The sequence below is a fragment of the Microbacterium sp. NPDC080005 genome, assembly GCF_040702445.1.
GTDB classification, from domain to species: Bacteria; Actinomycetota; Actinomycetes; order Actinomycetales; family Microbacteriaceae; genus Microbacterium; species Microbacterium oleivorans_D.
The window spans coordinates 1,183,739-1,205,778 of sequence record NZ_JBFBLD010000001.1; the positions used below are offsets into that span (position 1 = coordinate 1,183,739).

General features: G+C 70.1%; 17 protein-coding genes. 8 read left to right on the plus strand and 9 right to left on the minus strand.

The window, feature by feature from the left end:
• Nucleotides 1–90 precede the first annotated feature (90 nt).
• The 3 genes from AB0259_RS05765 to rpsT all read left to right on the plus strand — a co-directional run bounded on the left by AB0259_RS05765 (nucleotide 91) and on the right by rpsT (nucleotide 6,028).
• The gene (locus AB0259_RS05765; protein ID WP_366220124.1) at nucleotides 91–4,821 is read left to right on the plus strand and encodes an ExeM/NucH family extracellular endonuclease; all 4,731 of its coding nucleotides are present in this window, start codon (nucleotides 91–93) and stop codon (nucleotides 4,819–4,821) included.
• A gap of 83 nt (nucleotides 4,822–4,904) precedes the next feature.
• Entirely contained in the window at nucleotides 4,905–5,639 is a 735-nt protein-coding gene (locus tag AB0259_RS05770; RefSeq protein WP_366220122.1) for an alpha/beta hydrolase, read from the plus strand.
• 128 nt (nucleotides 5,640–5,767) lie between these two features.
• Nucleotides 5,768–6,028 carry a 30S ribosomal protein S20 gene (rpsT, locus tag AB0259_RS05775; RefSeq protein WP_036308757.1) on the plus strand — a complete coding sequence of 87 codons (261 nt, stop codon included), beginning with the start codon at nucleotides 5,768–5,770 and terminating at the stop codon, nucleotides 6,026–6,028.
• 61 nt (nucleotides 6,029–6,089) lie between these two features.
• On the opposite strand, the gene holA is transcribed toward rpsT, so the two are convergent.
• The 5 genes from holA to AB0259_RS05800 form a co-directional block, all read right to left on the minus strand.
• Nucleotides 6,090–7,124, minus strand: coding sequence for a DNA polymerase III subunit delta (gene holA / locus AB0259_RS05780; protein WP_251580632.1), 1,035 nt, complete (start codon nucleotides 7,122–7,124; stop codon nucleotides 6,090–6,092).
• A gap of 45 nt (nucleotides 7,125–7,169) precedes the next feature.
• A complete protein-coding gene (locus tag AB0259_RS05785; RefSeq protein WP_366220120.1) occupies nucleotides 7,170–9,467 on the minus strand; it encodes a ComEC/Rec2 family competence protein in 2,298 nt (765 codons plus the stop codon).
• Nucleotides 9,464–10,054 (minus strand): helix-hairpin-helix domain-containing protein, encoded by a 591-nt coding sequence (locus tag AB0259_RS05790; RefSeq protein WP_366220118.1) that lies wholly within the window; start codon nucleotides 10,052–10,054, stop codon nucleotides 9,464–9,466. Before AB0259_RS05790 ends, AB0259_RS05785 begins: the two co-directional genes overlap by 4 nt.
• A 115-nt stretch (nucleotides 10,055–10,169) precedes the next feature.
• Nucleotides 10,170–12,749: a leucine--tRNA ligase gene (gene leuS / locus AB0259_RS05795; RefSeq protein WP_366220116.1), complete on the minus strand. Its 2,580-nt coding sequence runs from the start codon at nucleotides 12,747–12,749 to the stop codon at nucleotides 10,170–10,172.
• A 68-nt stretch (nucleotides 12,750–12,817) separates the two neighbouring features.
• Nucleotides 12,818–14,104 carry an anthranilate synthase component I family protein gene (locus AB0259_RS05800; RefSeq protein WP_251580628.1) on the minus strand — a complete coding sequence of 429 codons (1,287 nt, stop codon included), beginning with the start codon at nucleotides 14,102–14,104 and terminating at the stop codon, nucleotides 12,818–12,820.
• 33 nt (nucleotides 14,105–14,137) lie between these two features.
• Between AB0259_RS05800 and AB0259_RS05805 the strand changes: the two genes are divergently transcribed.
• Genes AB0259_RS05805 through AB0259_RS05820 form a run of 4 tightly spaced genes read left to right on the plus strand, consistent with a single transcriptional unit; the run spans nucleotide 14,138 to nucleotide 17,451 of the window.
• Nucleotides 14,138–14,815: a DedA family protein gene (locus AB0259_RS05805; RefSeq protein ID WP_251580627.1), complete on the plus strand. Its 678-nt coding sequence runs from the start codon at nucleotides 14,138–14,140 to the stop codon at nucleotides 14,813–14,815.
• 4 nt (nucleotides 14,816–14,819) lie between these two features.
• Entirely contained in the window at nucleotides 14,820–15,866 is a 1,047-nt protein-coding gene (locus AB0259_RS05810; protein ID WP_251580626.1) for a phosphatase domain-containing protein, read from the plus strand.
• A gap of 10 nt (nucleotides 15,867–15,876) precedes the next feature.
• Nucleotides 15,877–16,584, plus strand: coding sequence for an SOS response-associated peptidase (locus AB0259_RS05815; protein ID WP_366220113.1), 708 nt, complete (start codon nucleotides 15,877–15,879; stop codon nucleotides 16,582–16,584).
• 9 nt (nucleotides 16,585–16,593) lie between these two features.
• Nucleotides 16,594–17,451: a 3-methyladenine DNA glycosylase gene (locus AB0259_RS05820; RefSeq protein ID WP_366220111.1), complete on the plus strand. Its 858-nt coding sequence runs from the start codon at nucleotides 16,594–16,596 to the stop codon at nucleotides 17,449–17,451.
• Between the two features lie 9 nt (nucleotides 17,452–17,460).
• On the opposite strand, the gene nagE is transcribed toward AB0259_RS05820, so the two are convergent.
• Nucleotides 17,461–19,380, minus strand: coding sequence for an N-acetylglucosamine-specific PTS transporter subunit IIBC (gene nagE, locus AB0259_RS05825; protein WP_366220110.1), 1,920 nt, complete (start codon nucleotides 19,378–19,380; stop codon nucleotides 17,461–17,463).
• 162 nt (nucleotides 19,381–19,542) lie between these two features.
• Here nagE and AB0259_RS05830 point away from each other — a divergent pair, with 162 nt between their 5' ends.
• A complete protein-coding gene (locus tag AB0259_RS05830; RefSeq protein WP_366220108.1) occupies nucleotides 19,543–19,749 on the plus strand; it encodes a hypothetical protein in 207 nt (68 codons plus the stop codon).
• On the opposite strand, the gene AB0259_RS05835 is transcribed toward AB0259_RS05830, so the two are convergent.
• The 3 genes from AB0259_RS05835 to AB0259_RS05845 form a co-directional block, all read right to left on the minus strand.
• The gene (locus tag AB0259_RS05835) at nucleotides 19,732–20,898 is read right to left on the minus strand and encodes a low temperature requirement protein A (protein ID WP_251580621.1); all 1,167 of its coding nucleotides are present in this window, start codon (nucleotides 20,896–20,898) and stop codon (nucleotides 19,732–19,734) included. The genes AB0259_RS05830 and AB0259_RS05835 overlap by 18 nt on opposite strands.
• A 19-nt stretch (nucleotides 20,899–20,917) precedes the next feature.
• Nucleotides 20,918–21,454, minus strand: coding sequence for a hypothetical protein (locus AB0259_RS05840; protein ID WP_366220106.1), 537 nt, complete (start codon nucleotides 21,452–21,454; stop codon nucleotides 20,918–20,920).
• A 166-nt stretch (nucleotides 21,455–21,620) separates the two neighbouring features.
• Nucleotides 21,621–21,926: a biopolymer transporter Tol gene (locus AB0259_RS05845; protein WP_251580619.1), complete on the minus strand. Its 306-nt coding sequence runs from the start codon at nucleotides 21,924–21,926 to the stop codon at nucleotides 21,621–21,623.
• Between the last annotated feature and the right edge of the window lie 114 nt (nucleotides 21,927–22,040).

The window sequence follows — 22,040 nt, forward strand, 5'->3', positions numbered from 1 at the left end:
TGCGGGGCCGCGAAACCGACCGAATGCTCAATGTGGCGGTCGGTTCCTGCGCGATAAGCCCCGCGCCCGTGCCGCTTCGGGAGATCCCACGTGTCGAACCCACCCGTTCCTGCGCACGCGTCACCGTCCTTCCTCCGCCGCACCGGCGCCCTGCTCACGGTCACCGCCGTGACGGCTGCCGGTCTGACCCTCGTGCCGAGTGCGGCGAACGCCGCCGTGTCGGCCGACTCGCCCCTCGTGATCTCCGAGGTCTACGGCGGTGGCGGCAACAGCGGCGCCGCCTTCAACCGGGACTTCGTGGAGCTCGCCAACACCGGCGACGCGGCGATCGACCTGAGCGGCTTCAGCGTGCAGTACGCCTCCGCGACGGGAGCCACGTGGCAGGTCACGAAGCTCGGCGACATCGACCTCCCTGCGGGCGAGAACCTCCTCGTCGGACAGGCGCTGGGCAGCAACACCTCGCTGCCCGCCTTCGAGGCGGACGTCGAGGGCACGATCGCCATGAGCGGCAGCGGCGCGAAGGTCGCCCTCGTCTCCAGCGAGACGGCCCTCACAGGCGGCACCGGCATCGCCGATCTCGAGCAGGTCGTCGACCTCGTCGGCTGGGGCAGCACCGCCACGGCTTTCGCCGGCTCCGCGCCCGCTCCCGGCACGTCGAATGCGACGAGCGTCTCGCGCGACGAGGACGCCACGAACACGGCTGACAACGCGGCGGACTTCACCGCCGGCACACCGACGCCCACGGGTCTCGGCGCCGATGTCGATCCCGAGCCGGAGCCCGACCCCGAGCCGCAGGCGGCGACGATCGCCGAGATCCAGGGCACGACGGATGCGTCCCCGCTGGCCGGCCGCACCGTCACCACCACCGGCGTGGTCACCGCGCACTATCCGACCGGCGGCTACAACGGCTACGTCATCCAGACCCCCGGTGCGGGCGGTGCACTGGATCTCGAGACGCACACCGCGTCGGACGCCGTCTTCGTCTACGCCCCGGGCGCCGTCCGCGAGGTCGCGCTCGGCGACACGGTCACGGTCACCGGTGTCGTGTCGGAGTACAACGGGCTCACCGAGATCACCGTCGAGCCGGGCGACGCCCGGGTGATCGAGGACGCGGAGGCGCCGACGCCGGCGACCGTCGCGTGGCCGACCACCGCCGCGCAGCGCGAGTCGCTCGAGTCGATGCTGATCTCCCCGCAGGGCGAGTTCACCGTCAGCGACACCTACAGCACCAACCGCTTCGGCGAGGTCGGCTTGGCCGCCGGCGACGCACCGCTGCGCCAACCCACCGACGCCGCCCGACCCGGCAGCGACGAGGCGGCAGCCGTCGCCGCCGACAACGCCGCCCGGGGTGTGCGCCTCGACGACGGCGCGGGTCTCGACTACACGTCGGCCGCCAACCAGGCGCTGACCCCCGCCTACGTCTCGCTCACCGAGCCGGTCACGGTCGGCGCGGGCGTCACCTTCTCGGCGCCGCTCATCGTGGACTACCGCAACGACGCCTGGAAGCTGAATCCGACCGAGCCGGTCGTCGGCGACGGGACGGGCGCCGATGACGTCGTCTTCGAGAACGTCCGCACCGACGCACCCGAGGAGGTCGGCGGGGATCTGTCGATCGCCTCGTTCAACGTCCTGAACTACTTCACGACGCTCGGCACCGACTCGGCGACCTGCGAGGCCTACTCCGACCGGTTCGGCGACGGCGTCACGGTGCGCGACGGCTGCGCTCAGCGCGGCGCGTGGGACGCCGTCGACCTCGAGCGCCAGCAGGACAAGCTCGTCGAGGCCATCACGTCCGTGGATGCCGCCGTCGTCGGTCTCATGGAGATCGAGAACTCCGCGGCGCTGGGCGAAGACGCGGACGAGGCGACATCGACGCTCGTGGCCGCACTCAACGCCGACGCGGGTGCCGGCACGTGGGCGTTCGTCCCGTCGTCGGAGGATCTGCCCCCGGCATCCGAGCAGGACGTCATCACGAACGCGATCATCTACCAGCCGGAGCTCGTCTCCCCCGTCGGCGCCGCGCGCGCCCTCGGTGACCAGAGCGCCGACGGCGAAGCGTTCGGCAACGCGCGCGAGCCGATCGCGCAGGTGTTCGAGCCCGCCGCGGGAGGCGACCCGTTCCTGTTCGTCGTCAACCACTTCAAGTCCAAGGGCTCCGCGGGTCCGTGGCCCGGCGACGCCGACACGGGCGACGGTCAGGGATCCTCGAACGAGTCGCGGGTCCGTCAGGCGACCGCACTGCGCGACTGGGTCGCGGAGATCCAGGGCGACGTGGACGCCGTGGCACTCGCGGGCGACTTCAACTCGTACAGCCAGGAGGACCCGCTGCAGGTGCTCTACGAGGCCGGCTACGCCGATGCCGAGCAGGCGTTCGACGTCGACTCGTCGTCCTACAGCTTCTCGGGGCTCTCGGGCTCGCTCGACCACATCCTCCTGAACAAGGCGGCACTGGCCCGCTCGACCGGCGCGGACATCTGGAACATCAATTCGGGCGAGTCGATCGCGTTGGAGTACAGCCGCTTCCGCACCCACGGCACCGAGTTCTACTCGGCCGACCCGTTCCGCTCGAGCGACCACGACCCGGTCATCGTCGGCATGGACGCGGACGCCGCCCCCGTGCAGCTCACCCTGCTGGGCATCAACGACTTCCACGGGCGCATCGACACCAACACGGTCGCCTTCGCCGGGACGGTCGAAGAGCTCCGGAAGGCAGCGTCGGGACCGACCCTGTTCCTGTCGGCCGGCGACAACATCGGCGCCTCCCTGTTCGCCTCGTCGGTGTCCCAGGATCAGCCGACGATCGACGTGCTGAACGCCATGGGGCTGCAGGCCAGCGCCGTCGGCAACCACGAGTTCGACCGCGGCTTCGCCGACCTCTCCGGGCGGGTGTCGGACGCGTTCGACGCTCCGCAGCTCGGAGCGAACGTCTACGAGAAGGGCACGACGACGCCGGCACTCGACGAGTACGCACTGCTGGAGGCCGACGGTCTCACGGTCGGCGTCATCGGCGCTGTGACCGAGGAGACACCCACGCTCGTCACCCCCACGGGCATCGAGTCCGTCGACTTCGGCGACCCGGTCGAGGCGGTCAACCGCGTCGCCGCGCAGCTGACCGACGGCGACCCGTCCAACGGTGAGGCCGACGTCATCGTGGCGCTCTACCACGAGGGCGCCGGGGCCGGCACCCCGGACGGCGCGACCCTCGAAGAGGAGGTCGCCGCGGGCGGCGCCTTCGGGGCGATCATCGAGGACACCTCGGCCGAGGTCGATGCGATCTTCACGGGCCACACGCACAAGGAGTACGCGTGGTCGGCGCCGATCCCCGGCACGGACCGCACACGTCCCGTCGTGCAGACCGGGTCGTACGGCGCGAAGATCGGTGAGATCACGCTGACGGTGGACGCCGCGACCGGCGAGGTCTCGGCGCACACCGAGCGCAATGTCGCCCGTACGACCACGCCCGCCGCCGACCTCGTCGCCGCCTACCCGCGGGTGGCGGAGGTCGACCGGATCACGAAGGCCGCGCTCGCGAACGCGGCCGCCATCGGCAACACCGAGGTCGGTCAGGTGTCCGGCGACATCACGACCGCCTACAGCGGTGGCTCCTACGTCGACGGCGTGTACACCGGCGGCTCTCGCGACAACCGTGCCGCCGAGTCGACCCTCGGCAACACGGTCGCCAACATGCTGCGCGACAGCCTCGCCGACCTGCCGAACGGCGCCGTCATCGGCGTCACCAACCCCGGCGGTCTGCGCGCCGATCTGTTCGACACGCAGGCGGAGTTCGGTGCCACCGCGGTGCCGGGGCTCGCGGACGGCTCGATCTCGTTCAGCCAGGCCAACGCCGTGCTGCCGTTCAACAACACGCTCGCACTCGTCACCCTGACGGGCGAGGAGTTCACGACGATCCTCGAGCAGCAATGGCAGCGGGATGCCGCGGGCAACGTCCCCGCGCGTCCGTACCTGCAGCTCGGGCTCTCGGATAACGTGTCGTACACCTACGACCCGGCGCTGCCGGAGGGTGAGCGCATCACGTCGGTGACGGTCGACGGGGCTCCGATCGACCCGGCCGGGACCTACCGCATCGGGACGTTCTCGTTCCTCGCCGCCGGTGGCGACAACTTCCGCGCCTTCACCGAGGGCGACGACTACGTCGACACAGGCCTGCTCGACTATGAGGCCTGGGTGGACTATCTCGCCGAGGGCTCGCCTGTGGCCCCCTCGTTCGCCAAGCACGGTGTGCAGGTCTCCGGCGTTCCCGAGACGGTCGCCGCAGGCGACACGGTGTCGTTCCAGGTGGCCGGACTCGACCTCACCAGCAAGGGCGCCCCGGCCAACACGGAGATCTCGGTGAGTCTCGGCGACCAGGTGCTCGGCACGGCGCCGGTGTCGGAGGGCGCGGCATCCGTCAGCGTCACCCTGCCTGCCGGAACGCCCGCGGGCGCTGCGCAGCTGACCGTGACCGCCGCCCCGAGCGGGACCGTGGTGCAGGTTCCCGTCACCGTCGAGGAAGCGGCCGAGCCCGCCGCGACGACGAAGACGCGTTTGGTGGCCGTCCCTCCGGTGCACATCAACCGGTTCCTGCCGACGACGCTCGTCGCGATCGTCACCCAGGAGGGAGGCCGTGCCGAGGGCGTCGTGGAGTTCCGCGAGGGCGACACGGTGATCGCGACGGCGGAGGTCAGCCGAGGCACCGCGACGACGACGCTCGGTCGGCTGTCGCGCGGGACCCACACCTACACGGCGACCTTCGTCCCCGACGACCCGACGGTCGCCCAGGGTTCCGAGAGCAAGCCGGTGAAGGTCCGCGTCCTGTTCTGATGGGACGCAGCCGGAACGGGGGCGGGTCCTGTGGAGCCGCCCCCGTTCCGCGTCCGCGGGCCGATGATTCGTAGGCTGGAGGCATGACGCCTCAGGTGGTGTTCGTCCACGGCATCCGCACCTCCGCGACCATGTGGCGCGCTCAACTCGAGCACCTGTCCGCGCTCGGCGTCGGCGCCACCGCGGTGGATCTACCTGGTCACGGCACTCGCATGAGCGAGACCTTCACGCTGGACGGTGCGTTCGAGACGATCGACGCCGCAGTGACGGATGCGGCGACCCGCGGACCCGTGCTCCTCGTCGCCCACTCGATGGGCGGGCTCGTCTCGATCGAGTACATGGGCAGGGAGCAGCCGCCGCCGGTCGGCGCGTTCATCGCCGCGGGCTGCACGTCGATCCCGCGCGGCGCGGGTCTCGCGCTGTATCGGACGCTGGCTCGGGGTTTCGACCGGCTCCCCAGGCGCGGTCAGCCCCTCACCGACATCGTGCTCGACCGGACGCTCCCGCCCGAGACCCGTGCGGACTTCGGCGCCGGCGGCTACGCGTACGACGCCCAGGACGTCGCCCTGCGGAGCCTGTCGGTGCTCGACCTCGTCACGTCGCTGAAACGGATCTCGGTGCCGATGTGGTTCGTCAACGGGCAGTGGGATCAGCTGCGGCTCAACGAACGCCTGTTCACGAGACTCACGCCCGAGGCCGAGCTCATCGTCGTGCCCCGGACATCCCATCTCGTCACCGCCATGCGGCCCCGCGTGTTCAACGCGATCGTCGACCTTGCCCTGGCGACGATGGCGCGCGAGCGGTCGACTTCGGGATGAGGCGCTCACCTGATAGAATCGGTTTTTGGCTTGCGTGTGGGTTCCTCCCTCACACGACCGCTGCGTGACAGCCCTCTTCTGTCGCCGGCACTTCCAACCGATAACTCCGAACGAAAGATACGTCGAACGTGGCGAACATCAAGTCGCAGATCAAGCGCAACAAGACCAATGAGAAGGCTCGCGAGCGCAACAAGGCCGTGAAGAGCGAGCTGCGGACCGTCGTCCGTCAGACCCGTGCGGCCATCTCGGCCGGCGACAAGGCTGCTGCCGAGAAGGCGCTGCTCAAGGCCACCAAGAAGCTCGACAAGGCCGTCAGCAAGGGCGTCATCCACGAGAACCAGGCGGCCAACCGCAAGTCCTCGATCGCCAAGCAGGTCGCCGCTCTCTGAGCCGCAACGTGTGACCAAGGCCCGTCCCCCTGGGGGCGGGCCTTCGTCGTTACCGGCGCGCTCAGGCGCCGTACGGCGCGCGGGTCGCGACGACGGTGACGAGGCGCTCCACCGCGAACACGGCATCACGGGACGCGCCCTTCACCTCGGCATCCGCGCGAGCGGCCGCCTGGATCGCGACACCCAGAGACGACTCGGTCCAGCCGGCGAGGTCGCGGCGGGCCCGGTCGACCTGCCAGTCCTTCATGCCGATGCGCGCGGCGAGGGCACCGGAGGGCTCGCGCGAACCGGCGACGCGCGCCATGGTGCGCAGTTTCGAGGCGATGGCCGCGACCATCGGGACCGGGTCGGCGCCCGAGGCGAGGGCGTGTCGGAGGGTGATCAGGGCGTCGCCGTAACGCCCGGCGATCGCGGTGTCCGCAACGGCGAAGGCGGTCGTCTCGACGCGCCCGCCGTAGTAGCGCGTGACGATCTGCTCGGTGATGTCACCGTCGACGTCGGAGATCAGCTGCTGGCAGGCCGCGGCGAGCTCGGTGAGGTCGTCGGAGAACGCCGAGACGAGCGCGCGGAGGGCGGGCGGGGCGATCCGACGCTTCGCGGCCTGGAACTCCCCCGCGGCGAAGTCGAAGCGGTCGGAGTCGCGCTTGACGGCGGGGCAGGCGATCTCGATACCGCCGCCGACGCCGGATCGGAGGGTGTCGAGGAGCTTCTTGCCGCGGACGCTGGCACCCGTGTGACGCAGCACGATCGTCGCACCGTCCTGGGGTGCCTCGAGGTAGCGGATCGCCTCGGCGAGGAATGCGTCGGAGCATTTCTCCACGCCCGACACGCGGACGAGTCGCGGTTCGCCGAACAGCGACGGCGACGACACCGCCAGCAGAGTGCCGGGGGCGTAGTCGTCCGCGCGGATGTCGGTGACTTCGAGGCTCGGATCCTCGGCGCGCAGGTAATCACGGATGCCGGCGGTCGCCCGTTCCGCGCAGACCTCCTCGGGCCCTGAGACGAGCACGACGGGCGCCGGCTGGGGCGCGCGCCACGAGATCTGCGGGATCGTCGACTTCGTCGTCTTCGCGGCGGGACGACGGGGGCTCGGCATGCGATCCAGCCTACCGAGGGCGGCGGACGGTGACGGGCGCCCCCGTCACCCTTCTCGTGAGCGCCAGAGGCGGAGGCCGTCGTCGTCGCGCCAGAGGACGAGGTCCCCGGCGGTGTCGGTGCGCGCGACGGTGGCGCGCTCCTCCTCGAGGAGATCGAGGATCTCCGCGCGGGGGTGCCCATAGGGGTTCTCCCCCACGGTGACCAGCGCGATGCTCGGGTTGAGCCTGCGATAGAGCTCTCCGTCCTGGTCGGCACTGCCGTGGTGAGCGACCTTCACGACGGCGTAACCGCGGTCGACGGCTCCCGTCGCGACGAGCGAGCGCTGCGCCTGCGCGGAGAGGTCGCCGAGGAAGACGGCGTCGGGGACGCGGCATCCGGTGACGTCGACGATGACACTCGCGTCGTTGCCGGCGGGATAGACGGCGTCGTCCTGCTTCGGCCAGAGCGACCGCCACCGGCACTCCCCCAGCTCGCCGCCCTGACCGGCCGACACCTGTTGCGTCCGAGCGCCGGCGGAGGCGAGCCGTGCGACCACGGCGGCGGCGTCGGCGTCGGGGACGGGACCGTGCAGGACGAGATCCGCCCGCCCCGCGACGGCGTCGGCACCACCACGGTGGTCCAGATCGAAGTGGGTCAGCACGAGGATGTCGATGCGGTCGATCGCGAACCGGTCCAGGCACGCCGTCAGCGCAGCCGGCTCGGGTCCGGCGTCGATGAGCATGACCGCGTCGGCGGAGCGCACGAGGACGGCATCTCCCTGACCGACCTCACAGGCGGCGATGGCCCAGTCGGTGGGCACCCGCGTGCGGTCGAGCAAGGTCCGGACAGGGCCGGAGGCGGCGACGACGAGGACTGCCGCGGCCAATGTCCACGCCGCCGCTCGGCGCAGCCGGTGCCGGCGCGCCGCGATCGCCGAACCGATCGCGGCGCCGGTGATCGCCAGCGCGAGCAGGCCGGGCAGCCCCTCGAGCCACGGGAGGGATGCCCCCGGCAGCCGGGCGGCGAGGTCCGCCGTGCCCGCGATCCACGCGGCCGGCAACCACGCGAGCGCGGACAGTCCTTGCGCCAGGACGGGCACCGGCAGGGCGAGGCACGCCAGCAGTCCGAGCACCGTCGCCACAGGTGCCGCCGGTCCCGCGAGCAGATTCGCGAGCACGCCCACCAGCGGCACGGTCGGCTCGATGAGCACGAGCAGCGGACCACACGCCAATTGCGCGGCGAGAGGCACCGACAGCGCGAGGGCGGCGGGCGACGGCATCCATCTGGACAGGCCGTCGGCGAGAGGGCCAGCGAAGAGCAGGAGCGATCCCGTGGCGACCGCGGACAGGGCGAAGCCGAGCGACGCCGCGAGCCACGGATCGAGGATGAGGCGCAGACAGACGGATGCCGCGAGCACCGACACACCCGCACCGATGCGTCCGAGCAGCAGACCGAGCATCGCGATCGCCGCCATCGCGCCCGCCCGGACGACGCTCGGTTCCGGCGACACGAGGACGACGAAGGCGACCAGGGTTCCGAGCCCGGCGGCGACGCGGATGCCGCGTCTCGCCCTGCACAGGGCAGCGATACCGAAGGCGATACCGACGACGAGCGCACAGTTCGCCCCGGAGACCGCGGTGAGGTGAGACAGCGAGGACGCTGTCATCCGCTCGTCGAGCTCGTCGGTGACGGCGGACGTGTCGCCGACGGCCAACCCCGGCACGAGCCCGGCACCGGGGTCGGGTAATCCCTCGATCGCGGCCACGAGTCCTGTCCGCAGGCTCGCAGCGACGGCGAGAGGCCCCTCCGGCGCTCGCTCGACCGCGAGCTCGGACGCCTCGACCACGAGCACGGCGCGGTCGGTCGCATCGGCGCGGAACGCCGTCCCGAGCGCCGTCGCACGCGCACCCAGATCGAGCCCGGGTGGACGGTCGGATGCGCGGACCAGCACGGGTGCCGAGAGCGCCAGGGTCTCGTCACCGATGGTCACCGATCGCGTGATCGCGTCGAAGCGGAAACCCGTCGCGGAGCGCTCGACCTTCCCGACGACGTCGACCTCGAAGGCGACGCTGCGGCCGCCGTCGATCCTCAGATCGGCCGCCGCGTCCCTGGCCGGCTGGACGACGGCGACGTGGGATGCGGCGGCCCCCGCGACCGCCATCGAGACCGCGACGGGGGTCAGCAGGGTCGGTCGTGCGCGACGCACCGCGGCCACCAGCAGCGAGACCGCTGCGAGCCAGAGGACGACGGCGGACGCCGCCGCCTGCTGCGGGAAGGCGATCGCCGCGCCGGCGCCCGCCCACGCCGTGACGGCCACGGGGAGCAGGCGGAGATCGCGACGACGGGCGGTCCGGATGCTCACACGGTCACCAGGTCGCGGAGTGAGGCCAGCATCTTCTCGCCGATCCCGGGGACGGCCATGAGGTCGTCCACGCTCGTGAACCGACCGTTGGCCTCGCGCCAGTCGAGGATGCGCTGCGCGATCGCCGGTCCGATCCGCGGCAGGGTGTCGAGCGCGGCGAGGTCGGCGGTGTTGAGGTTCACGCGGCCGTCGCCCTCGGACGCTGCCGGAGCCGCGGCATCCGTGCCCTCGGCGCCTTCGGCGGGGACGACGAGCTGCTCGCCGTCGCTGACCGGTCGCGCGAGGTTGACCGCCTCGCGCGACGCCTGGGCGGTGAAACCGCCCGCCGCGGCGACGGCGTCGACGACGCGCGCACCCTGGTCGAGTCGGTACAGCCCCGGGTCAGCGACCTCTCCCGACACGTGCACGTAGACGGTCGCCGGGGCCACCGTCTCCGAGGCGACGTCCGGGACCGTCTCGATCGCCGCGTCGGCGCCGGTGCGGACGATGCCGATCGCGATCGTGACCGCGGCGACGGCGACGACCAGGGTGACCGCCGCGCCGATCCCCAATCGGCGACGCGAGCCCGGCACCGTCTGCGCACCCATGACCCCGATCCTCCGACCGGGCGCGAGCCACAGCGCCCGCGCCCCGGCATCCGTGGAAGACCTGGGTCACCGGGCCGGAGGTGGAGGAGACGCCGCGGTCAGCCCGCGGCGTAACTCACGCGACGGTGAAGCTGACGACCTTCGGTGCACGCACGACCGCGCGGGTGATCTGCTTGTCGCCGATCGCGCGACGCACCTTCTCGTCCGCGAGCGCGAGCTGCTCGAGCTCCTCGCCCGAGACCTTCGCCGAGACAGAGAGGGTGCCGCGCACCTTGCCGTTGATCTGGACTACCGCCGTCACGGACTCCTCGACGAGCAGCGTCGGGTCGGCCTGACGCCAGGGGACGACGCCGACGAACGGCTCGTACCCGAGGATCTCCCACATCTCCTCGGCCGTGTGCGGCGCGAACAGGTCGAGGACCATCGCGACGGCCTCGGCCGCCTCGCGGACCGCGGGGTCGGCGGCACCGGCGCCCGAATCGATCGTCTTGCGCGTCGCGTTCACGAGCTCCATCAGACGCGCGACGACGACGTTGAACTTCGACTGCTCGACGAGACCGACCACATCCGCCCACAGGCGGTGCGTGACGCGGCGGAGCGCGGTGTCACCGTCGGCCCACACGACATCGGTCGGACTCGCGACGTCCGCGGCGACGCGCAGGGCGCGCGCCAGGAACTTCTGGGCACCCGTCGTCGAGACGTCCTCCCAGTTGATGTCGTCCTCGACCGGTCCGGCGAAGGCGATCGCGACGCGGACGGCATCCGCTCCGGGGTCCTCCATGCTCGAGGCGAACTCGACCAGGTTGCCCTTCGACTTCGACATCTTCGAGCCGTCGAGGAGCACCATCCCCTGGTTGATGAGGCTCGTGAAGGGTTCGGTGAAGTCGACGAGGCCCATGTCGAAGAGGACCTTCGTGATGAAGCGCGCGTACAGCAGGTGCAGGATCGCGTGCTCGACACCGCCGATGTAGGAGTCGACGGGAGCCCACTTGGATGCCTCGGCCGTCGGGAACGGCTCGGTCGCCCCATTCGGGGCCAGGAAGCGGAGGAAGTACCACGAGCTGTCGACGAAGGTGTCCATCGTGTCGGGGTCGCGGAGTGCCGGCTCACCGGTCTCGGGGTCGACCGTCGACATCCACTCGGTCGCGCCGCCCAGCGGCGACGTGCCCTTCGGCTTCAGGTCCAGGCCCTTCGCATCGGGCAGCACGACGGGCAGCTGCTCGTCGGGAACAGGGACGATCCGGCCGTCCTCGGTGTGGATCATCGGGATGGGGGTTCCCCAGAAGCGCTGACGCGAGATCAGCCAGTCACGCAGGCGGTACGTCTTCGCGGCGCGACCGGTGCCGGCTGCGGTGAGCTCCTCGATGGCACGCGCGATCGCGTTGCGCTTGGACAGACCGTTGAGCGAGCCCGAGTTGATGAGGCGTCCGTCTCCCGTCAGCGCGGTCCCCGTGCGAGCGGGATCGATCGATTCCAGGTCATCCCCGACGGGCACGCCGTCCTCGTCGACCTCGATGACCGGGATGGCACCGGTGACCGGCGCCGTCGTGTCGACGACGACCTTCACGGGCAGGTCGAAGGCGCGCGCGAAATCGAGGTCGCGCTGGTCGTGGGCGGGCACCGCCATGACGGCACCGTGACCGTAGTCGGCCAGGACATAGTCCGCGGCCCAGATCGGCAGGCGCTCGCCGTTGATCGGGTTGATGGCGAAGCGGTCGAGGAACACACCCGTCTTGGGACGGTCGGCGGTCTGCCGCTCGATCTCACTCGTCTTCTGCACGGTCTCCAGGTAGTCCTGGAACCGCATCCGCACGTCCGGCGACGACCCCGCGGCCAGCTCGGCGGCCAGGTCGGAGTCCGGCGCGACGACCATGAAGGTGGCGCCGTGCAGGGTGTCGGGGCGCGTGGAGAACACCGTGATCTTCTCGTCGCGTCCCTCGATCTCGAAGTCGATGTCGGCGCCGATGGACCGGCCGATCCAGTTGCGCTGCATCTGCAGCACCTTGTGCGGCCAGAACCCCTCGAGCTGGTTGAGGTCGTCCAGAAGACGGTCGGCGTACTCCGTGATCTTGAAGTACCACTGCGTCAGCTTCTTTTTGACGACCTCGTAGCCGCACCGCTCGCAATGGCCATCGACGACCTGCTCGTTCGCGAGCACCGTCTGGTCGTTCGGGCACCAGTTGACGGCGCTCTGCTTGCGGTACGCGAGGCCGCGCTCGTAGAGACGCTGGAACAGCCACTGGTTCCAGCGGTAGTACTCGGGGTCGCTCGTGTGGAGCACGCGGCTCCAGTCGTAGGACGACCCGAACGCGCGGAAACTCGTCTTGTGCTGGGCGATGTTGTTGTACGTCCACTCGCGCGGGTCGGAACCGGCGCCACCCTTGATGGCGGCGTTCTCGGCCGGGAGGCCGAACGAGTCCCACCCGATCGGGTTCAGGACGTTGTAGCCGCGGTGCCGCCAGAAGCGGGCCACCGCGTCGACGTACGCGTAGTTCTCCGCGTGACCCATGTGCAGGTCGCCCGACGGGTACGGGAACATGCCGAGCACGTACTTGCGCGGACGTGTGTCCTCGTCACCGCCGGCCTTGAACGGGTCGGCCTCCGCCCAGCGGGTCTGCCACTTGGTCTGAATGGCGCGGGGGTCGAAGCTCGTCTGCTCGGGAGTCGATGCGTCGTGGGAGGTGCTGGTGGACACGGTGAACCAATCGTGCAAAGTCGGGAGGGCGCGCGAAAGCGCCTTTTCAGCCTAGCGGACCGGGACTTTCACCAGCCCGGGGGCAGCTCCGCGCCCAGAGCGGCGAGCGGTGCGCGGGCCTTGATGCCGACCTCCGCGACCTCGTCCGCGGCGACGGAGCCCCACGTGATCCCGCCGCCGGCGCCGACGTACGCCCCCTGCGGATGGACCACGATCGAGCGGATGACCATCGCGAGATCGAGACCCCCGTCATCCCCCACCCACCCGAAGCAGCCCGCGAACACCCCTCGCGGCGCCCCCTCGAGGCGATGGAGGATCTGCATCGCCGAGAGCTTCGGCGCTCCCGTCATGCTGCCGGCGGGGAATGCGGCCTCCCACAGCTCGCCGACGGTCGTGCCGGCTCGCAGCCTTCCCGCGACGGTGCTCACGAGCTGGTGCACCGCAGGGTACGACTCCACGTCGAGCAGTCGTTCCGCGGCCACCGAGCCCGCGTCGCACACGCGCTGGAGGTCGTTGCGCATGAGGTCGACGATCATGACGTTCTCGGCCTGCTCCTTCTCACTGCCGCGCAACTCGGCGGCGAGGGCCGCGTCGCGCGGCGGGTCCGCGGAGCGCGGGCGCGTCCCCTTGATGGGGCGGGTGCGGACGATGCCGTCCTCGACGGCGAGGAACTGCTCCGGTGAGGCGCTCGCCAGCGCCCATCCTCCGCTCCGGATGAAGCCGCCGTGGTGGGCCGGCGTCGCCGCCCGTAGTCGCAGGTACGCGCGGACAGGATCCACGGATGCCGACGTCTCGAAGCGCGTCGTCAGACACAGCTGATATGCGCGCCCCTCACGGATCTCCTCTCGACACTGCTCGATCAGAGCTGCGTACTCCGACGGCTCGTGCCGCGCCGTCACCGCGACGCTCGGCGCGGGATCCGGCACAGAGGTCGCTCGCCACTCGGTCGCCTCGATCTCGTCCATGAAAGCGGTCAGCTGCTCCTGGGCAGCGAACACGACGACGCGACGTGCCGCGTGGTCGAACCCCAGCATCCGCTCGACGCGCAGCCAGAGCTCCCCCGGCCCCTGATCGACCGAGGCCGGCGACCCCGCCCGGGCGGCCGCGTCGTCGTATCCGGCCCAGCCCACCCAGCCGCCGCGGAACGGACCCGCGGAGCGGTCGCCGCCACCCGCCGCCACGACATCGCGCGGAGCCGACGAGCGGATGCCGCTGCCCACCCAGCTCCATCCCTCCGACGCGTCGGGGCCGGCGTCGAGCCAGAAGACGTCGTCCGCGGGGGCGAACAGGCCCAGGAAGACGACGGCGGGATCCACCCATCCCGCAAGGGTGCGGGAGGCCAGGTCGCTCGACATCCCTTCAGGGTAGACGGCGGATAATCTGAGGTCGTGAACGAGATCCTGGACTGGCTGCTCGGCACCGTCCAGGCTGTCGACCCGGTCGTGCGGACGATCGTCGCCGGAGTCGCGATGATGCTCGAGACGAGTGTTCTCGTGGGGCTCGTCGTACCGGGCGACTCGATCGTCATCGTCGCCGGCACCGCCGTGGATACCTTCCCGGAGGGCGCGTGGCTCGTTGCGGCGGTCCTCGTCGGTGCGCTCCTCGGTGAGAGCATCGGTTTCGCCCTGGGCCGCTGGCTGGGTCCCCGCATCCGCTTCTCGCGTGTCGGCCGACTCATCGGCGAACGCAACTGGGTCCGTGCCGAGCTGTACCTGCGCCGGCGAGGCGGACCGGCCATCTTCCTGTCGCGCTTCCTGCCTGTCCTCCACTCCCTCGTGCCCCTCACGGTCGGGATGAGCGGGTTCGCCTACCGTCGCTTCCTCGCCTGGACCATCCCCGCCTGCACCCTCTGGTCGGTCTCCTACGTCGCGGTCGCCGCCGCAGCGGCCGAGGGATATCGCGAGCTCTCCGACAACCTGCACTACGCGGGGTACGTCTTCGTCGGCGTGATCGCTGCGTTCCTCGTCCTCGTCTACGTCGTCAAGCGGGTCATCAGCGCGCGCGAGGCGCGCCACCTCGCCGACGAGGATTCCGCGGGGGTCGACGCCGACGACGTGAAAGACTGAACCGATGGCTTCCCCTGCTTCGCCCCCGATGAAGGTGCTCTGGCTCGCGCGCTTGGAGTACAGGTTCCACGCCTGGCGTGAGAGGCGCGCCCGGGCCCACGGACGGACGGCGACCGTGGCCGCCTTCCCGGGGTACGGCAGCACCGAATGGGTGCGTGTGCTCGGCAGGGTCCTCATCCCGCCGAAGGCGAAGAAGCGCGAGCGCGGCGACTACGCGGGCGTGCGTGGATGGCGCAGTTTCGCGTCCGTTCCGGTCGCGCACGCGACGGTCACCGTGGTCGTGAACGGTGTGCCGCACGAGGTGACCGCCGACCGCGGCGGCGTGGTCGATGCGGTGCTGCCTGCCACCCTCGCCCCCGGATGGCAGAACGTCACGATGAGCGTCGAGGACGCCGAGCCCGTCGAGGCGCGCGTGTTCGTGGTCGGCGACGACATCCGCTTCGGGATCATCTCCGACGTCGACGACACCGTCATGGTCACGGCGCTCCCCCGGCCGTTCATCGCCGCCTGGAACTCGTTCGTCCTCAACGAACATGCTCGGCAGCCGGTGCCCGGGATGGCGGTCCTCCTCGAGCGGCTGGCACGCGAGAACCCGGGCGCGCCCGTCATGTATCTCTCCACGGGAGCCTGGAACGTCGCCCCGACCCTCGCCCGCTTCCAGCGGCGGCACCTCTTCCCGATGGGCGCGATGCTCCTCACCGACTGGGGTCCGACCCACGACCGCTGGTTCCGCAGCGGCAAGCTGCACAAGCAGGAGAGCCTCCGCCGGCTGGCGGAGGAGTTCCCGGACATCGACTGGCTCCTCATCGGCGACGACGGTCAGCACGACGACGAGATCTACACGCAGTTCACGATCCAGCATCCGGATCAGGTCGCCGCCGTCGCGATCCGTCGGCTGACGCCCGCAGAGGCCGTCCTCGCCGGTGGCCGCACCGCCGTCGACGACCACAGCGCCGCCGGGGTGCCCTGGGTGACCGGCGACGACGGCGCCGAACTGCTCGACCGACTGACGGACGTCGACATCGTCCGCGATGTCCCTCCCTCCTCCTAGGCTGTCAGCCATGTGTGGTCGCTTCGTCGTCGCGAACGTCGCCTCCGAGCTCGTCGGCGTCCTGCGCGTCGACGTCGAGAGCGACGATCTGCCCGCGCCGTCCTACAACATCGCCCCGACCTCGCAGGTCGCGATCGTGCTCGACTCCGCGAAGACCGACCCGCCGACCCGGCGTCTCGAGCCGGCGCGGTGGGGGCTCGTCCCGTCGTGGGCGAAGGACGTGAAGGTGGGTGCGCGTGCCTTCAACGCCCGCTCCGAGGAGATCGAGGACAAGCCGATGTTCCGGCAGGCCCTCATCAAGCGGCGCGCCATCGTCCCGGCGACGGGCTATTACGAGTGGCAGACGACCGACGAGGGCAAGACGCCGTACTTCATCCACCCCGCCGACGGCTCACCGCTCCTGTTCGCCGGGCTGTACGAATGGTGGAAGGACCCCGCCAAGGCCGAAGACAATCCCAGCCGGTGGCTGCTGTCGTTCACCATCCTCACCCGCGAGGCGATCGATCCGCTCGGATCCATCCATGATCGGATGCCGCTGTTCCTCGACGCCGACTTCGCCGACGCGTGGCTCGACACCGAAGTCGACAACGTCGGTGACCTGCTGGATGCCGCGATCGACGCCGCGCCGCAGGTGGTCGCGGGGCTGACCGACCACGTCGTCTCGAGCGCCGTCGGGAACGTCCGCAACGACTCACCCGACCTCATCGAGCCCGTCTGACCGTCGATCATGACGACCCTCACCGCGACCGTCCTGGATCGGTCGGAGTGGACCGAGCGGATGCAGGCCCACACCGCCCGCGCGGACGCGCTCACCGCCGCCCGGCGGCGGCGCGCTGCGCGCGGTGAGACGCATCCCGTCGACGACTTCCTGTACACCTACTACTCCTACAAGCCGGCGCTTCTCCGTCGATGGCACCCGGGCCGGGACGTCGCTCTCGACGACGCGACCGATGCACCACACGGCGCGTGGCGGTGGTACCGGTCCGAGGCCGGTGTGGTCGGCGCGGATGCCGAGGCGTTCCTCATCGAGAAGCGTCCGCTCGTGCGCGCGATCCGCGGCATCCTCGCCGGTGCCCTCGGCCGCACGGGATCGTATGGCTGCTTCGGCATGCATGAATGGGCGATGGTGTACCGAGACCGTGAGACGCGGCATCCGGTCCCGCTCCGACTCGGCGCCGCGGGGACGGACGCCGTCGTCGAGGCGCACGACGTCCGCTGCACGCACATCGACGCATTCCGGTTCTTCACACCCGACGCGGTCCCCCGCAACCGCTTCGCGCCGACACGCGAGACACAAGCGGCCATGGAGCAGCCGGGCTGCCTGCACGCCGGCATGGATCTCTACAAGTGGGCGGTGAAGCTGGGGCCTCTCGTCCCGGGTGAGCTCCTGCTCGACGCCTTCGAGCTCGCCCGCGACATCCGCGAACTCGACATGCGCGCGTCGCCTTACGACCTCGAGGCATGGGGGTACGCTCCGGTCTTCGTCGAATCGCCGGAGGGGAAGGCGCAGTACGTCGCCGCGCAGCGCGCCTTCACGACGCGGGCACAGCCGATCCGCGCGGCGCTGCTGGCACGGATCGGCTGACCCCGCATCTCACCCGAGCTCGATGCGCGCCTGCGGGTTGTTCAGAACGACGATCGGCGTGATCGGGGAATGGCCCACGGCCAAGATCTTCGCCCGATCGAAGCGGATCAGTCCGTCACCGGTGGCGACCCGCTGGCCGGCGGAGACGAGCGTCTCGAATCCGTCGCCCTTCATCGCGACGGTGTCGATGCCGACATGGATCAGCAGTTCGGTCCCGTCGTCGAGTCGCAGCCCGATCGCGTGGCCCGTCGGAAAGACGCTTTCGACGGTGCCGTCGGCCGGCGCGGCGATGACATCGCCGGTGGGATCGATCGCCGCCCCCGGGCCCATCGTGCCGTCGGCGAACATCTCGTCGGGCACCTCCGTCAGCGAGAGCACGCGCCCCGCAACAGGTTGGCGAAGTCGCACGATGTCCGGCGCCTGCGTCGCCTGCGCGACGGTCGCGCCCGTCGACGAGAGCGGTGCCGCAGACGCAGCGCGGCCCGCGATGACGTCCTCCATCGCGTCCTTCACGAACTGCACGTTGAGTCCGTAGACGACCTGAACGGAATGACCGCCCGGCTTGATCGTGCCCGCCGCTCCGGCGCGCTTGAGGGCGGCCTCATCGACGCGCGCGACGTCGGCGATCTCCATGCGCAGGCGTGTCGCGCAGTTGTCGAGCTCGACGATGTTCTCGCGTCCGCCGAGAGCGTCGACGAAGCGTTCCGCCGTCGAATGGAAGTCGCCGCGAGGCGCGGCATCCGTCGCCTCGTCGTCGAGGGCGTCGTCGTCCTCGCGTCCGGGGGTCTTGAGATCGAACCGACGGATGATCCACCGGAAGACGAGGAAGTAGATCACGAACCAGACGGGTCCCATGATCAGGATGATCCAGGGGTTCTCGGCCAGCGGGTTCGCCCACCCGAGAACCAGGTCGATGAAGCCGCCCGAGAATCCGAAACCCATGCGCACCGGCAGAATCGCCGAGACGAACAGAGAGATGCCCATGAAGACCGCGTGGATGAGGTACAGCCACGGGGCGAGGAACATGAACGAGAACTCGAGGGGCTCGGTGACACCGACGAAGAAGGACGAGATGGCTCCCGAGAGCAGGATGCCGGCGGCCACCTTGCGTCGTGTCGTCTTGGCTGTCACGTACATCGCGAGCGCGGCGCCGGGGAGGCCGAACATCATGACGGGGAAGAAGCCCGTCATGTACTGCCCGGTGACGCCGTAGACGCCGTATCCCGCGGAACCCTGCAGGAAGTTGTTGAGGTCGTTGATGCCCGCCACGTCGAACCAGAACACGGAATTCAACGCGTGGTGCAACCCCAAGGGGATGAGCAGTCGGTTGAAGAATCCGTAGATGCCGGCGCCGACGGGACCGAGAGTCACGATCCACTCCCCGAAGCCCACCAGGCCGCCGTAGACGAACGGCCAGACGAACATGAGCACGATCGCGAGGATCAGTGACAACCCGGCGGTGACGATCGCAACCGAGCGCTTGCCGGAGAAGAACGACAGCGCATCCGGCAGCTTGGCGTCCTTGAAGCGGTTGTAGCACCAGGCGCCGATCAGCCCGCAGATGATGCCGACGAAGACGTTCTGCACCTTCGTGAAGGCCGGATCGACGTCGTCGACGGCGGCGCCGGTCAGCGCCCCGATCGTCGCCGGGCTCAGCATCGTCGTGACAGTCAGCCACGACACCAGCCCAGCGAGGGCGGAGGTGCCGTCGGACCTCTTCGCCATGCCGATCGACACGCCGACGGCGAACAGCAGCGCGAGGTTGTCGAGGAGGGCGCCGCCGGCCGCACTCAGGAACGCGGAGCCGACGTTGTCCGCGCCGCCGTTGGCGTTCTTGATCCAGTAGCCGATGCCGGACAGGATCGCCGCGACGGGTAGCACCGCCACCGGCAGCATCAGCGATCGGCCGAGCCTCTGGAAGAACTTCATCCGTCTCTCCGTTCCCGGCTCCCGGGGGGGGTGGAGCCGAGCACGAGGTTACTCAGGGTCGGCGCCGGACGGCAGAGGGCACGCGGTCGAGGTCGGGGCCGCCGTCAACCCCTCGACGTTAGTGGGGGCGCTCGCGAGACTGGCAGGGTCGAAAGGATCATCGTGAGCGCTGACAGCACGTCCCACTCCCCCGAGCTCGACCGTTTCGTCGGTGGAGAGCAGGAGGGCCTCCCGCCCGCGCCGGAGGGCGCGCCCGATCCGTCCGACGCCGTCGCGCCCGATGACCGTTTCCACGCGCCGGAGGACGGCGATCTCACGGTCGACACGGTCGTGTCGGAGGAGGACCCGGACTCAGCCGACGAACCCTGATCGAGCCTGCTCGGTCATGGCGGGTGTGCGCCACACCAGGACGGCGACGACGAGGGCGAGGATCACGGCGGTCAGGGCGATCGGCACGGGGATGATCGGGTCGATCAGCACCAACAGCGCGCCGACCGGCACGACGGCGTTCACGACGCGATCAGCGTAGGGCCGGATCGCCAGCACCCAGATCACCCACACGAAGACCGCGATAGGCACGGTGTAGGTGAAAGCAGCCCACGGCGCCTGGAGTTCGCTGTGCCCGGTGAGGACGTCGATCTCGACCTCGATGCCGGCGGAGAAGGCGCCTGCGGCGGCGAACACGAAGTAGTGGCCGTAGCCGTAGACGAGGCTGTTCCGCAGCCGTCCGATCGCGTGGTGGTGCGGCGGCCAGAAGTAGATCCACCACAGCGCCGCGGTGACGACGAGTGTCAGGACGGAGACGCCGATCAGAGGCGCCAGCGCCTCATCGTCGTGCAGGGCTTCGAGGATGGCATTGGCTGAGGCGAGCAGGCTCTCACCGAGCAGGATCAGCGTGAACAGTCCGTACCGCTCGGTGATGTGGTGGGGATGCCACGGCGTGTTCCCCCGGGTCTCCGCGACCACCGGGACGGCGAGCTCCGCCAGAATCAGACCGATGATCGCGAAACGGAAGACACCCTCCGGCAGCGCGAGCGCGGCGACCCACAGGGCCTGCACAACGGTGATCCCACCGGCGTAGAAGAGGGTCGCCCGGCGCGCGGGGCCGGCTCTCCGGGATGCACGCAACCACTGCACCACCATCGCCAACCGCATGACGACGTAGCCCGCCGTGACGATGCGGAAGTCGCCGTCCACGAACGCAGGCTCGACGCCCGCCGCCAGGACGAGGACACCGCCCATCTGCAGGATCGTGAGCACGCGGTAGAGCCAGTCGTCGGTGTCGAAGGATGTCGCGAACCACGTGAAGTTCATCCACGCCCACCAGATGCTGAAGAACACGGAGGCGTAGCTGAGCACACCGTCGAGGACGTGATCCTCCGAGAGTGCGTGGTGGAGCTGGACGGCTGAGATGCTCACGGCGACGACGAACACGAGGTCGAAGAACAGCTCGAGAGAGGATGCGGCGCGCCCCTGCTCGTGCGGATCGCGAGGCCGCATCGGGACGAGTCGCAACATCGGCCCTCCGGTCCCCGCCCTAAGTGCCATCGACGAACTGATTCACGAGACGGTCCATCTCATCCCCGCATTCCTGTTCTTCATCGGCTGGGCACATGACGATGCCGGCTGGCAACGTGTCCAGGTAGGTCGTGTCCCCGATCCGGTAGGTGACCTGGATGCCGCGTCGCACAGACCGTTCCGTGAGTGCACCGCGGTACCCTATGAGGATCTGATAATGCCCGGACCCCGCTGGGATGCGGGCCCCTGCCGCCTCGAACGTCTCACCATCAAGTCCCTCCATCGGCGGATACTCGTCGAACGACTGCCAGGTGCCGTTTCTCCCCAGTGGTCCGGACAGCAGGGTGCCGATCACCGTCACCTCGTCCGAGTCGCCGACGGAACGGATCGACTCGATGACGACGTCGGCGTCGTCGGGCGCGGCGAACGTATCGAATCCGTCGGTGAACTCCATCTCCGGTCCGTCCACCACGTACACGTAGGCGTGCGGGCTCTCGGCGACATCCTGGAAGAGAGGACCGACCGGCGGGTTTGTGCACGCGGACAGGAGCGCCACCGTGCACACGGATGCCGGGACGGATGCCGACAATCGCCGGCGGCCCATCGCGTCACTCTTTCGGTGCGATTCCCGCATAGCCGCCCCTCCGTTCGAGATCGTAGCGAACACCCCCGCAGCAGGTGGGCGGCACGACCCGACAGGTGACACGGTGTCCACCGATCCGTCAGTTCTCGAGGTCCTCCAGCTCAGCGAGCGCCTGCTCCGCTCGGCGCAGACGCTCGTCCTCCGGCTCGTCCCACCAGTACGGACCCCGCTCCCCGAGCCCATGCTTGGCGAGGTCGACTCGCCGGCGGGCCGCCGATGTTGCATCGGGATCGCCCTGTGCGCGGCGCACCGCTGATCGGCCTCGCCCGAGATGGGAGGTCAGCGCCGCCACGAGATCCGCGGGCAAGGCCGGATCGGTGCGCCGCCATCGACGTCCGTTGACGACGAGCCAGCGTTCGTCGCCGGGAGGTGTCTCATCCGCCATCGGCATCCTTTCCGGTCGGGGTCGGCGAACCGCGGTGGCTGCTGCGCCTGACCGGGGCGACTGCGCAGAGCAAAAGCTGGGCGGCCGGTGCCGCCGTTGCCGAGAGAGGAGAAC